This is a genomic window from Acrocarpospora pleiomorpha (genome assembly GCF_009687885.1).
Classification (GTDB): Bacteria; Actinomycetota; Actinomycetes; order Streptosporangiales; family Streptosporangiaceae; genus Acrocarpospora; species Acrocarpospora pleiomorpha.
This window is the reverse complement of record NZ_BLAF01000078.1, coordinates 1-12,232: the sequence shown is the minus strand read 5'-3', so window position 1 is coordinate 12,232 and position 12,232 is coordinate 1. Positions and strand designations below refer to the sequence as shown.

The 12,232-nt window shown below is 67.7% G+C and carries 14 protein-coding genes; 4 read left to right on the top strand and 10 right to left on the bottom strand.

Annotated features, from left to right (window positions below; all coding sequences use genetic code 11):
- The 4 genes from Aple_RS44280 to Aple_RS44265 are packed head-to-tail and all read right to left on the bottom strand — an operon-like array spanning position 1 to position 3,146.
- The gene (locus Aple_RS44280) at positions 1 to 936 is read right to left on the bottom strand and encodes a DODA-type extradiol aromatic ring-opening family dioxygenase (RefSeq protein ID WP_155350784.1); all 936 of its coding nucleotides are present in this window, start codon (positions 934 to 936) and stop codon (positions 1 to 3) included.
- Positions 933 to 1,784: an alpha/beta fold hydrolase gene (locus Aple_RS44275; protein ID WP_155350783.1), complete on the bottom strand. Its 852-nt coding sequence runs from the start codon at positions 1,782 to 1,784 to the stop codon at positions 933 to 935. The genes Aple_RS44280 and Aple_RS44275 overlap by 4 nt, the downstream gene beginning before the upstream one ends.
- Positions 1,777 to 2,259 (bottom strand): cupin domain-containing protein, encoded by a 483-nt coding sequence (locus tag Aple_RS44270; RefSeq protein WP_155350782.1) that lies wholly within the window; start codon positions 2,257 to 2,259, stop codon positions 1,777 to 1,779. The genes Aple_RS44275 and Aple_RS44270 overlap by 8 nt, the downstream gene beginning before the upstream one ends.
- On the bottom strand, positions 2,259 to 3,146 hold the full coding sequence (locus tag Aple_RS44265) for an SDR family oxidoreductase (RefSeq protein ID WP_218038821.1): 888 nt from the start codon (positions 3,144 to 3,146) through the stop codon (positions 2,259 to 2,261). The genes Aple_RS44270 and Aple_RS44265 overlap by 1 nt, the downstream gene beginning before the upstream one ends.
- Here Aple_RS44265 and Aple_RS44260 point away from each other — a divergent pair.
- From Aple_RS44260 to Aple_RS44250, 3 genes are all read left to right on the top strand, one after another.
- Positions 3,063 to 3,824, top strand: a complete 762-nt coding sequence (locus Aple_RS44260; protein WP_155350781.1) for an IclR family transcriptional regulator — start codon at positions 3,063 to 3,065, stop codon at positions 3,822 to 3,824. The two genes, Aple_RS44265 and Aple_RS44260, sit on opposite strands and share 84 nt — an antisense overlap.
- 84 nt (positions 3,825 to 3,908) lie before the next feature.
- Positions 3,909 to 4,361, top strand: coding sequence for a cupin domain-containing protein (locus tag Aple_RS44255; RefSeq protein WP_218038819.1), 453 nt, complete (start codon positions 3,909 to 3,911; stop codon positions 4,359 to 4,361).
- Positions 4,358 to 5,881, top strand: coding sequence for a flavin-containing monooxygenase (locus tag Aple_RS44250; RefSeq protein WP_155350780.1), 1,524 nt, complete (start codon positions 4,358 to 4,360; stop codon positions 5,879 to 5,881). Before Aple_RS44255 ends, Aple_RS44250 begins: the two co-directional genes overlap by 4 nt.
- A 14-nt stretch (positions 5,882 to 5,895) precedes the next feature.
- On the opposite strand, the gene Aple_RS44245 is transcribed toward Aple_RS44250, so the two are convergent.
- From Aple_RS44245 to Aple_RS44230, 4 genes are all read right to left on the bottom strand, one after another.
- A complete protein-coding gene (locus tag Aple_RS44245; RefSeq protein ID WP_170321972.1) occupies positions 5,896 to 6,687 on the bottom strand; it encodes an SDR family oxidoreductase in 792 nt (263 codons plus the stop codon).
- A gap of 67 nt (positions 6,688 to 6,754) precedes the next feature.
- Entirely contained in the window at positions 6,755 to 7,531 is a 777-nt protein-coding gene (locus tag Aple_RS44240) for a 2OG-Fe(II) oxygenase (protein ID WP_170321971.1), read from the bottom strand.
- Positions 7,532 to 7,535: 4 nt separating this feature from the next.
- The gene (locus Aple_RS44235) at positions 7,536 to 8,294 is read right to left on the bottom strand and encodes an HpcH/HpaI aldolase family protein (protein ID WP_170321970.1); all 759 of its coding nucleotides are present in this window, start codon (positions 8,292 to 8,294) and stop codon (positions 7,536 to 7,538) included.
- On the bottom strand, positions 8,291 to 9,118 hold the full coding sequence (locus tag Aple_RS44230) for a hypothetical protein (RefSeq protein WP_155350776.1): 828 nt from the start codon (positions 9,116 to 9,118) through the stop codon (positions 8,291 to 8,293). Before Aple_RS44230 ends, Aple_RS44235 begins: the two co-directional genes overlap by 4 nt.
- Positions 9,119 to 9,520: 402 nt before the next feature.
- Here Aple_RS44230 and Aple_RS44225 point away from each other — a divergent pair, with 402 nt between their 5' ends.
- The gene (locus tag Aple_RS44225) at positions 9,521 to 9,787 is read left to right on the top strand and encodes a hypothetical protein (protein WP_155350775.1); all 267 of its coding nucleotides are present in this window, start codon (positions 9,521 to 9,523) and stop codon (positions 9,785 to 9,787) included.
- 13 nt (positions 9,788 to 9,800) lie between these two features.
- Here Aple_RS44225 and Aple_RS44220 read toward each other — a convergent pair whose 3' ends face one another.
- A complete protein-coding gene (locus Aple_RS44220; protein ID WP_155350774.1) occupies positions 9,801 to 11,471 on the bottom strand; it encodes a sensor histidine kinase in 1,671 nt (556 codons plus the stop codon).
- Between the two features lie 42 nt (positions 11,472 to 11,513).
- The gene (locus Aple_RS44215; protein ID WP_155350773.1) at positions 11,514 to 12,110 is read right to left on the bottom strand and encodes a CBS domain-containing protein; all 597 of its coding nucleotides are present in this window, start codon (positions 12,108 to 12,110) and stop codon (positions 11,514 to 11,516) included.
- Positions 12,111 to 12,232: the final 122 nt, after the last annotated feature.

The following is a 12,232-nucleotide window of genomic DNA, read 5'->3' as shown; positions in this document are numbered from 1 at the left end:
TCAGCTCACCTCGAACGTGGTGCCGATGCCCATGCCGGTGATCCATTCCGGCACCGGTTCGTAGCTGGTCCACACGAGCGGCCGGCCCATTGCGGCCAGTCCGATCAGCCAGGTCCGAATCTCGTGCCCGCCGCTGCCCGCCATCCGCTCCAGGCCCTCGTCGCCGAGGTCGGCCACCGGCGCGAGGTCGGCCGTGCCGAGCTGCTTGAGGAACCACCGGTCCCACTCCGCGTTGACCGGCGCGTCCGGATTGCCGGCCATGGCCAGGACGCGCGGCTCGCGGGCGGCGGCGAACGCGCGCGTGTCCTTGCGGCCGCGGATCACCGCCTCGCGGCGGTCCGCGGCGACCGACGGGTCCCGCGGGTCGTTGGACGGGAGCCAGTGCGACAGCCCGCCGCTGGCCACGAGCAGCACCCGCCCGGCGTACCCCGAACCGCGGATGGCCGCGCCGAGCGAGCGGCCCAGCTGGACGCAGCGCGGCATGCCGGGCAGCGGCGGCGCGGCGGTGTTCACGACCAGCGGGACCATGGGGAGGTCGGCCGTGCCGCGGACCATGTCATAGCTCTGCGCGATGCCGTGGTCGACGGTCAGCGCGTACGACAGGGTCAGGTCGAAGCCGTCGTCGGCGAGGGCGTCGCGGATCGACCACGCCAGCGCCGAGGCGACCGGCAGCGGGCCCGCCTTGCTGCCGAAGTCGCCGAACCCGTCGGCCTGTTCGACGCCGAGGATGAAGGGGGGCATGGCGTCGTAGAAGTTGGCGTGGAAGTGGTCGGGGCCGATGACCACGAGCGCGTCGGGCGCGAGCGCGGCCACGGCCGCGGCGACGCGCCGGGCGTCGGCGAGGAAGCGCCCGCCCGGCTGAGCGGGGTCGGCGGGCGGCAGCAGGGTCGCGAACGGGGAGTGCGACATCCCCACCATGCCGATGATCTCGCTCATGCCAGGAACTCGTGGTGAACGCGCAGGTACTCTTCGGGCTTCTCCCACTGCGGCCAGTGCCCCGCGTCGGCGATCACGTGCAGCCGGGCATCGGGCAGCCAGTCCAGCAGCATCCGCGCCTCGTCGAGGCCGCCGGTCGGGTCGTGGTCGGTCCACAGCAGCAGCGTCGGGGCGGTGATCTTGCCCACCCAGGAGGGATCCCAGGCGAAGTCCTTCCGCACCTCGGGATCCTGCAGCACCAGAGTATTGGTGATGGCCCGCACGAAGCCCGGACGGCTGTAGACCGCGCGGCGGAGGCCGACCAGCTCGCCGGTGACCAGCTCCTTGTGGTGGAACAGGAACTCGACGCGCCTGCGCACGTTCGCCTCGCTCGGGTCGGTCACCGCGGCCATGGTGCTCTCCCGCAGCCGGACCATCACCTCCGGCTTGTTGGCGATGTTGCCCGGGGTGTTGAGCACCATGCGCTCGACTCGGCCCGGATGGTGCGCCGCGGTCCAGGCGGCCACCCAGCCGCCGAGCGACTCGCCGGACAGGTGGGCGGACTCGACGCCCAGCGCGTCCATGAGGCCGACCAGGTGATCGGACAGCACATCGATCGTGTACGGCCGGTCCGGCAGATCCGACCACCCGTGCCCCACCATGTCGTACGCGGTGACCCGGAAGGCGGTGGCCAGCCCGGCGATGTCGCGCGCGTACGCCTCCAGGTGCCCGCCGGTGCCGTGCAGCAGGATCAGGTCCGGGCCCGCGCCCGCGCGAAGCACCCGGGTGCGCACGCCGCCGACGTCGACGTGGCGCAGCTCGTGATCGACGTCGGACAGCTCGCCCCAGATGCTGATGTGGTCAGTCATGGAAAGTCCTCCTGGCCTCCGCGACGGTGCACAGGCCCGCGCTCTGGCGCCGTCCGACGCCCAGCAGGTTCAGCAGGCGGGAGTTCTCGATGGTGAGGAACTCGACGGGCTCCTCGGCGGAGTCGTTGTAGTGGCGGTGCCACGTCCAGGGCGGGGTGTAGACGAAATCCCCGGCGGCCCAGTCGGCGGTCTCGTCCTCGACCTCGCTGTGGCCGCGCCCGGAGATCACGAAATGCACCGTCTCGTGATGGTGCCGCTGCATGTCGGAGCTCAGCCTGGGCGGGATCGTCTGCCGGAAGATCTCGAACGTCGCGGTCGGCAGCTTGCCCGCGATCGACAGGGTCGTCGGGTTGTGCACCTGATCGGCCGGCAGCGTCTCCAGCTCGGCCGCGTGGACGACCACGGGACGCGCCGGACCGGGCCGTACCACATCACTGATCGAGCCGAGGAACTCGGCCATCTCGAATTGCGACATCAGATCGTTTCCGTCCTTCCACCGTCGACCGTCAGCACGGTCCCGTTGAGGTAACTCGCGTCCGCCGACACCAGGAACTCGACCGCCGCGGCGATCTCGTCCGGCCGTCCCGGCCGTCCCGCCGGAATGCCGCTGACGTCCTCGGCGTCGAGCTCCGCTTCCGGGAGTCCGGTACGGCGTGCCCGCCCGGCCAGGATCTCCCGGCGGCGCTGGGTGTCGATGGCGCCGGGGGCCACACAGTTGACCGTGACGCCGTCCGCCGCGTGCTCGCGGGCGAGCAGCTTGGCGGCGGCCGTGACCGCCGACCTCAGCACCACCGAGACGGCGAGATCGGGCTGCGGCTGGCGGACGGCGGCCGAGGTCACGAAGACCACCCGGCCGAAGCCGCGCCCGGCCATGGCGGGCAGCGCGCGCCGCGCCAGCCCCAGCGGGCCGAGCAGCAGCAGCTCGGTGGCCGCCCGCCAGGCGTCGTCGCCGACGTCGAGGATCCGGCCGGGCGGAGGACCCCCGGCGTTCAGGATGAGGATGTCCATGTCATCGACTGGGGCATCCCCCTCAGATATGTCGTTGACCAGCGTCGCGACCGTGGCGCCGGTGCTCTCCTTGAGCCGCAGCGCGGCGGCGTCGAGGGCGTCGCCGCGGCGGCCGGTGATCACGACGCGGTGCCCGGAGCGGGCCAGCCGCTCGGCGATCGCGTAACCAATGCCGGTGGCTCCGCCGCCGACGAATGCGGTACGAATGACGGCCTCCCAAGGGATCGAGACGAGGTTTAGCCTGACTCGTATGCATACCGGGAACCAACGATGAGTCCCGCTGAGCGGGACGTATCGGCGATGGGCGGGCTCGACCGGGCGGCCGCGATCCTGGGCGCGTTCGACGCGACCCACCGCGAGCTCACCCTCGCCGCGCTGGTCGCGCGCAGCGGCCTGCCGCGTTCGACCACGCATCGCACCGCCGGCCGGATGCTCCAGCTCGGCTGGCTGGACAAGCCCAGGAGCCGCTACCGGATCGGCAACCGGCTCTTCGAGATCGCCAGCCTCGCCCCGATCCGGATGGAGCTCCGCGAGGCGGTGCTGCCGTTCCTGCAGGACCTGCACCACGCCACCAAGATCACAGCGCAGCTGGGCGTGCTGGAGGGCGGCCAGATCCTGGTCGTGGAGAAGATCACCGGCCATCGGGCGATGCCGATGTTGTCGCAGGTCGGCGGGATCATCCCGGCGTACTGCTCGGCGCTGGGCCGGGCCATTCTGGCCTACTCCGATCCGCCGGTCATCGAGGCGGTCCTCGGCGCCCCGCTCCCCGCGCGCACGCCCCGCACGCTGACCAGCCCGGTCGCCATCATGCGTGAGCTGACCGCCGTCCCGGAGCGCGGCTGGGCGATCGACCGTGAGGAGGGGGTCATCGGCGTCAGCTGCGTCGCGGCGCCGATCTTCGGACCTCTGGGCGACGTGGTCGCGGCGCTGTCCGTCACCGGGCCCAGCCAGCTCGTTCGGGCCGACCGGATCGGGCCCGCCGTGCGGATGGCCGCCTCGGCCGCCTCCCGGACGTACTCCACCCGACGCTGAGTCCCAGTCAGTGGGACACCTGATTGCGGATCACATCAAGCCCCCGCACGCTGTGACATCAGACACACGGCGAAGGAGGCCACGGTGACACTAGGTGGTGGATACATGCTGCCGTCCCGCGACGGACACAAGATCGCGGCGATCGGCCTGGGCATCACGATGAAGACCGACGGCAAGTCGACCCACGACGCGTACTCGCTGTTCGAGTACGCCGTCCCGCCGGAGACCGACGGCCCGCCGCCCCACCTGCACACCCGCGAGGACGAGTCGTTCATCTGCCTGGCCGGGCGGCTCGACGTCCACCTGGGTGGCGAGGACTTCACCCTGGAGCACGGCGATTACCTGTACCTGCCGCGCAACGTGGTGCACACGTTCCGGAATCCGTACAAGGAGGAGTCCCGGGTCATCTCGGTGGTCTCACCGGCGGGTCTTGAGGGCTACTACCAGGCGCTCGCGGACATGCCGCCTGGGCCGAAGGACATCACCCTGATCAAGAAGATCATGGCGGAGTTCGGGCTGGAGATGCGGCTGCCATGAGAGTCGCGATCATCGGAGCCGGGGTGGCCGGCCTCAGCACGGCCAAGGTGCTCACGCAGGCCGGGCACGACGTGGTGGTGTTCGAGCAGGCCCCGGACGTCGGCGGCGTGTGGAGCCGGACCCGGCGCTACCCGGGCCTGACCACCCAGAGCCCCAAGGCGCAGTACTCGCTGTCGGACTTCCCGATGCCCAGGGACTACCCGCAGTGGCCCAGCGGCGAGCAGGTCCAGGCCTACCTCGCCGCCTACGCCGAGGAGTTCGGGCTCATGCCCGCCGTGCGGCTGAACACCCGGGTGACCGCGGCCGAACCGGGTAACGGCGGGTGGACAGTGACCACGGACGACGCGACGGAGACCTTCGACCGGCTGATCGTCGCCAACGGCGTGTTCTGCGAACCCGCCATCCCGAGCTACCCCGGCCTGGCCGAGTTCACCGCGGCCGGCGGGCGGCTGCGCGCGGGCACCGAGGTGCACGACGTCGAACCGGCCCGCGGCAAGCACGTCCTGATCGTCGGGTACGGAAAGTCGGCGTGCGACATCACGGTGCCGATCAGCCAGGTCGCCGCGAGCACCGATGTGATCGCCCGCCACCTGCTGTGGAAGGTGCCCCGCAAGATCGGCGGCGTCCTCAATTTCAAGCTGCTGCTGCTGACCCGGATGGGCGAGGCGCTGTTCCGGTACCTGCGCCTGCGCGGCGTCGAGAAGTTCCTGCACGGCCCCGGCAACGGCATGCGCACCCGGATGATCAACTCCATCGGCACGGTGTCGGTACGCCAGTTCCGCCTGGACAAGCACGGCCTGGTCCCCCCGGGCCAGATGGAGGACATCGTCAAGGGCGCCATTGGCCTGGCGACCGAGGGCTTCTTCGAAGGCGTCGCCGACGGCGCCATCACCGTGCACCATGACCGCACCATCGCCAGGCTCCACGCGAACGACGGCAGCCCGTACGCCGAACTCGACGACGGCACGTCGCTCCCCGCCGACCTCGTCATCTGCGCCACCGGCTTCACCCAGGGGGTCCCATTCCTCCCCGGCGACGTCCAGGAGCGGCTGTTCGACGAGCGCGGCAACTTCATGCTCTACCGCCAGATCCGGCCCATCGACGTACCGGGCCTGTACTTCAACGGCTACAACTCCTCGTTCTTCAGCCCGCTCAACGCCGAGATGGCCGCCTTATGGATCGCCGCCGACCTCGCGAACGCGGTCCCGCTTCCCGACCCGGCGTCGATGCGTCGAATGGTCACCGACCAGCTCGCGTTCATGGACATCGCCACCGCCACCCACCACTGCCGCGGCACGAAGATCATCCCCTTCTCCATGCACAACGTCGACGAGGTCCTCGGCGACCTCGACCTCAACATCAGCGCCCCCGTCCGCGCCTCCCACTGGCTCAACCCAATCAACCCAGCCGCCTACCGCCGCATCACCCCCGCCCTACTCAAACGCCTCTCCTCGACCTCACCGGCTCCCAGAACGGCCCTCCCGCCACCGGCCCCCCACCCCGCTGGACGAAAGCCCTGAACGCGGAACCGGGTTCATCTGGTCCATGGGCTACCGGCCAGGAGGCCGCCGTCCGCGAAAATGCTGACTCCGGAGATGAACGAGCCTGCCTGGGAGGCGAGCAGCAGGCAGGCGCCGATCAGTTCGGAGGGCGCTCCCGGCCGTCCCATGGGGCATCGGTCGAGGATCCAGTTCGCCCGGTCCTCGTCGTCCCAGAGGGGGCGTGACAGGGAGGTCATCAGAAAGCCAGGCGCCAGGCAATTGACCCTGATGTTGTATTTCGCCCACTCTACGCACATTGTCTTGGTCGCCTGTGCCAAGGCTGCTTTGTGCGCCCCGTAGATCGAGACGTGTTCGAGTCCCACCTCGGAATTGATCGAGGTGATATTGATGATGGAGCCTCCCCCGCTGCCCCTCATGGTCAGCATCGCCTCACGGGCGAGGAAGTATGCGGCTCGCAGATTGACGCTGCCGATCCGCTCCCAAAGGTCGGTGTTCACCTCGGAGATGGGACGGCGCTCGTTGATCGCCGCGGCGTTGACCACCACGTCGAGGCGGCCGAAATGTTCTACCGCGTGGGCCACGATCTGCTGAGGGGCGGTGATCTCCCGGAGGTCCGCGGGGACGACGGTGTGATCGACATCATTGTCCGACAGCAGGCTGGAAATCCCTTCGCATCGTTCTTTGGTGAGGTCACTCAGCACGATGCGAGCGCCAGCCGCCGCCAGCCCCGCGGCAAGCCATCCGCCCACGCCGCCACCGGAACCGGTTACCAGAGCGACCTTTCCGGTCAACGAGAAAATCTTCTCAGGACGCAACGCGCCCATATCCCATTGAACGTCAGAGTCCACGGTGCCCCATTCGGAAACTCTCGGGATAGACATGAAATGCGCCCTAACTCCAGAGTTTGATACTTTCCCGGCTCGCGCCCACTCCCAAGAACCCGGACACGCTAACACGCCGCCCCGCGATCGTCTTGTTCACAGCGTGCAGACGCGTAGATCTCACGATGACCAGATCACCGGTTCTGGGCTGGATGACCACATCGGGGGGCGGTAATCTCTCCCGATCGAATCCATACGTTCCGTCCTGTGCCGTGTATCCCGCTCCGACCAGATCCCCCAGCTTCTTGTCCCAGACCAGGAGTTCGCCGCCGTGACGCGGGCCCTCGGTGTAGATATTCACACCAAACTGTTCGCTGAACTGAAATGTCGAGCCGAACGCGGGCGTCGCTTCTTGAATGATGTCGAAATGAGGGAGGGCCTCCATGTCGGATTCCCAGCTTCGCATCATGCCGAACACGAGCGGGCGACCGCCGAAACGGAGCAGGGTCGCGCCGTGCGGGGCGACCTCGTCCAGGTCGGCGCGGAACATGTCGGCCGGGCTGGCGAAAGGCAGGAACGCGAGACGCATCGCACGCAGGACCTCGGTCGCCTGCTCAAGGTACCCTTCTTCCGCGTGGACGTCCCGGGAAATCGCCTCCGTGAACGCTCGCACCTGGCTTCGATAAATTCGCTGAAATGAGTTCTCCAGCAGCAGTGGGACGACGTGGCCACGCGCCCGGTCGCAGACCTCGGGCGGAAGATATCCTTGGACGTGCGCCGCCAATGCGCCCGGATCCCCGGCGAGAGACGTGTAGGCGGTTTCCAGGGAGTCGGCCCTGATCAGCATCACGCTACCTTTCTGGTCGCAACTCGTGGAATATGCTGGCAGCTCCGGCCGAGATGTGCCCGGCATCGGATCCCACCGCCAGCAGACTGGTTTTCCGTGCCAGTTCGGCGTTCATCGCCGTGGTGTTAGGACAGAATATGCCGAAGGGCACATCCGCGGTCTGACATGCGCGGCGGACGCGATTCACGTTCTCGATCAGTGCGGGATCGGTCAGCCGGCCGAGTATGCCCATGCTTCCGGAAAGGTCGTACGGGCCGACGAAAATGGCGTCGATGCCCTCGACAGCGAGGATGTCATCGACGTTCTCCACTCCGTCCACGTCTTCGATCTGGGCGATGACCGCGATTCTTTCCGCCGCGCCGCTCAGATAATCCTGGAAAGATGAGCCATATCCCTGCGCGCGTGCGATGCCCACGCTTCTCCGTCCGAGTGGTGGATATTTCGAGAATAGAACGGCCCGCTCCGCGTCCGCCCTGCTCCCTATATGCGGAATGATCACTCCGTCACACCCGGTGTCGAGCGCATGTTTGATCCATGTCTCCGAATTGTCCGGCACCCGTATCACCGCGTACCCCTGAGGCTGGAGAACCTCAATGATGCGCTGTGCGCTTTTAAGATCCAAAAGTGCGGAATGCTCGAGGTCAAGGAAGAACCAGGTAAATCCCGCGCGCTGCAGAATGAGCGCGACTTCGGGAGAGTCGAGGGTGATGAGCGTGCCAAGAAGCGGCTCGCCCGACTTCAGCCTGATTCTCAGATTCGTCACAGGGTCAGGCCTTTCCGCAAGCTTTGATAGAATGGATTGGCGTCCATTTCCGGATTAAGCTGGACAATCCGATCGAGCCCCTGGGGCCGGACCTGCCTACCCTCGTTGATCTTCAGAGAGTCGTGCCAAAGAAGATTGTAGTAATCCAGCATCGCCTTTCCCAGCACTGGATCCGATATCAGAATCGAGTCCATCGAGCCCGTCAGGTTTACCGGCGGGAAGATGAAAACGTGGATATTTCCGTTCTTGTACGTGATGTGCAGGCTTAACGGGTGCAATAACGGGCGAATACGATCTTGGTCGAAGATCGCGAAGGACACCCGTCCGGTTTGATGGAGTTCGTAGCTTCTCTCGACCAGCCAGGCAGATTTCTGGACCGTGTCGACACTCGCAATGCTACGAAAACTCCGGAGCGGGCTCTTCCGGTTCTTGATGCTGCTGTGGACGATGTCGAAATATCGGTCCAGTTCTGGATGTTCTCCCTTTGCCGGAGACAGGTTCAGGGTGCTGACGGTGGACGCGCCGACGGTTATCTCCACCAATTTCCGCAGAAACTCTTCGCTGGTGGTGAACACCTGAACGCCCCTCGCCGGCTGATGCAACAGGCGATCCTGGCGCTCCAATATCAGCTCTGATCGTCCGTAGACGTAGGCGATGAAGCTGGCAAGCGTGCCCAGCAGATAACCTGCGACAAGATCAAGAGGCACTGGCACGGGTTCGTCCAGAAAAAGGTTGATCGCACCCACAATCAAAGCAACGATGGCAAAGAGACTGGCCAGCCAGATTGACAATTTTCCAGCAAGGCGTGTGCCGTCGTCACTCAATGTCCCGGATCGCCTGTCTGTGCTCGGCAGAGATCAGATGCCCGAACCGTGCGATGACCACAGTGTCACCTCCAGGATAGATGAAAGTTCTAGCGTCAGCAATAGAAATAGCACGAAACCCAGACGAGGTTAAGCAAGCGTGCGACATCGCAATTAGCCAGCTCCAACATCAGATAGAGGATTCGGTCCGTCACCCACGTCCCCGGCTATATGCCAATACCGCACAGCCCTTTTTCGCTGTGCTGGCGATCACTCAGATTGGATCACTCTCACTCCTGTGCCGAGCGTCACGTAAGGATTCGTCCACGAGGAGGTGCGACCCAAACGATTACGTCGGCTAAGGGGCCGGCGCCGCGCTCTGCCGGCCTTGGTCAGGGATTAATCTGGGCATGGTGGAGACCCGTGGCGTTCGCGGGGACCGGTCAGGGGTTCCTGGTCGGGGAGGTCGTCCGGCGCCTCACCGAGCGGAGCATGGGCGCCTTCTTCGCGGAGGAGGTGGCCGGGCCTGCCCCGGCCTGCCATGCCTGCGGCACCTGTAAACGCCGGCGCGTGCTGTCGCACCAGGCCGCCGGACGGTTTGCGGACATTCGACGACGTGCGGGCCTGGCTGGAAGCGGCCCGCGGGGGCCCGCCGCCAGGCCGTTCGTCTGCGGGCCCGAGACGGCCTGATTCGGTCCCGAGCTCACAAGGGGACCTGCCAGTGCAGTCGCGTCCCGCCGCCGTCGGGGGTCTCCAGTTGGGCGGTGCCGCCCAGTCGGCCGGCGCGGTCTTCGATGTTGCGCAGGCCGCTGCGGCGTTCCACCTCGCCCACGCCGACGCCGTCGTCGGCGACCGTCAGGGTCAGCTCGCCGCCCGCGGCCTCGACGGCGACGTCGGCCCATTTCGCGTGGGAGTGGCGTACCACGTTCGAGAGGGCCTCGCGCAGCACGGCGAGCAGGTGATCGGCGGTGAGGTCGGGCACCAGGGCGTCGACCTGTCCCTCCATGCGCAGCCCGGGCATGAACCCCAGATGCGCCCCGGCGCCCTCCACCAGCTCCACGATCCGGCCGCGCAGGCTGGGCGTGGACTCCCCGGGCGGCCCCTGCAGGGCGAAGATGGTCGAGCGGATCTGCCGGGTCGTCTTGTCGAGTTCGTCGATCGCGTGCCGCACCCGCTTGGCCGCCTCCGGCCGCTCCACCAGCCGTACCGTGCTCATCAGCGTCATCGCGGCGGCGAACAGCCGCTGGATGACGACGTCGTGCAGGTCCTTGGCGATGCGATCCCTGTCTTCCAGCAGGCCGAGCCGCTCGGCGTCCCGGCGTGCCTCGGCCAGTTCCAGCACGATCGCCGCCTGGTCGGCGAACGCTCGCAGCATCTGCTGGTCCGCGTCGCTGAACGGCAACCGCCTGCTGCGTCTGGCCAGCGCCAGCACCCCGCGCACGTTCGGCGAGGTTCCCAGGGGCACCATCAGTTCCGGCCCGTAGCCCAGCCGACTTAACGGCACGCCCGCGGCCGGGACGATCACCGGCTCACCTTGGGCGAACACCTCGCCCGCGAGCACGTCGTCGAAGACGGTCTCCGCCAGTTCCGCGGCGCCTTCGCCCTCGGCGGCCGCCACGGTGAGCGACTGCTTGCCCGGGACCGGCAGCAGCACCTGGGCCAGATCCGCGTCGCTCATCTGCCGGGCGCGCTCGGCCACCACGGTCAGCACCTGGCGTGGGTCCGCGCCGGACAGCAGGCTGGTGGTCACCTCCGCGGATGCCTGGAGCCAGGTCTCGCGCCGCCGCGACTCGTCGTACAGGCGCGCGTTCTCCACCGCGACGCCGGCCGCGGTGGCCAGCGCGATCACCACGGCCTCGTCCTCCTCGTCGAACTCGCCGCCGCCGCGTTTCTCGGTGAGGTAGAGGTTGCCGAAAACCTCGTCGCGCACCTGGATGGGAACGCCCAGGAAGGTGCCCATCGGCGGGTGACCGGGCGGGAAGCCGTAGGACTCCGGGTGATCGGAGATGCGGCCCATCCTGAGCGGCCGCGCGTCTTTGATCAGCAGGCCGAGCACGCCGAGCCCGTGCGGCCAGTGCTCGATCTTGGCGATCTCCTCCTCGCTCAACCCCACCGGGATGAACTGGATCAGATTGTTCCCCTGCCCGACCACGCCCAGCGCCCCGTAACTGGCGTCCACCAGCGTGGTCGCGGTCTCCACGATGCGGCGCAGCACCGTCTCCAGGTCCAGATCGCTGCCCACCGACACGACGGCCTCAAGCAGCGCGTGCACCCGATCGCGGGTGGCCAGCACGGCGTTCAACCGCACCTGCAACTCGGCCAGCAGCTCATCGAGCCGCATCTGCGGCAGCAACGGACGCGGCTCGCTCCCCATGCCCCACAGTGTCGCACTGGAGCGGTCCGGTATCCCATCCGCCTACGGCAGCGGGGGGACGATGAGCAGGTCGTCCTGCTCCGTGCTCACCTCGTTCACCACGTCGACCACCCCTTCGACGGCGCGCACCGCCTCGACGACGGCGATGGCCTGGGAGCTGCGCTGGACCCGGCCGCCGATGGTCACCACTCCCTGGTCGATCGCGATGGACAACGCCTCGGGAAGCACGGTCCTGATGTCGGCCTCAAGCTCGGGGACGGGCCGGGTGAGGATCCGCAGCACGTCACGCTGGTGCAGCGTGCCGACGATCCGCCCGGTCACCGGGTCGATCACGGGCAGCTGCTTGACGCGTTCGCCGTGCATCAGCCGCGCCGCGTCACGCACCGCCGTACCCGGTGTGACGGTGACCGCCGGAGAGGTCATCAGCTGGACCGCCGTCACCCCCGCGGCCTGGTCGCGGGTCTCCTTGAGCAGCGGGTCGTCGCCGGAGACGACGCCCACCGGCCGCCGGTCGGCGTCGATGACGGTGACCGCGCCGACCGCGTACCGCTTCATGGTGGCCACGATGTCGGTGAACGGCGCGTTCTCCAGGACGACGATGGCCACGCGCCCCATGACGTCCTTGACTTCGATTGACATAGCGTCCACCTCCGCGTACACGCTCTCCCATCCCCCGCGCGGGCCATCAGTGGCGGACGTCCCGGATGCCGGGTGACCAAGGTCCCGCCCGGCGGTGGCCTCTCGGGCGCGTTCACTGGCCG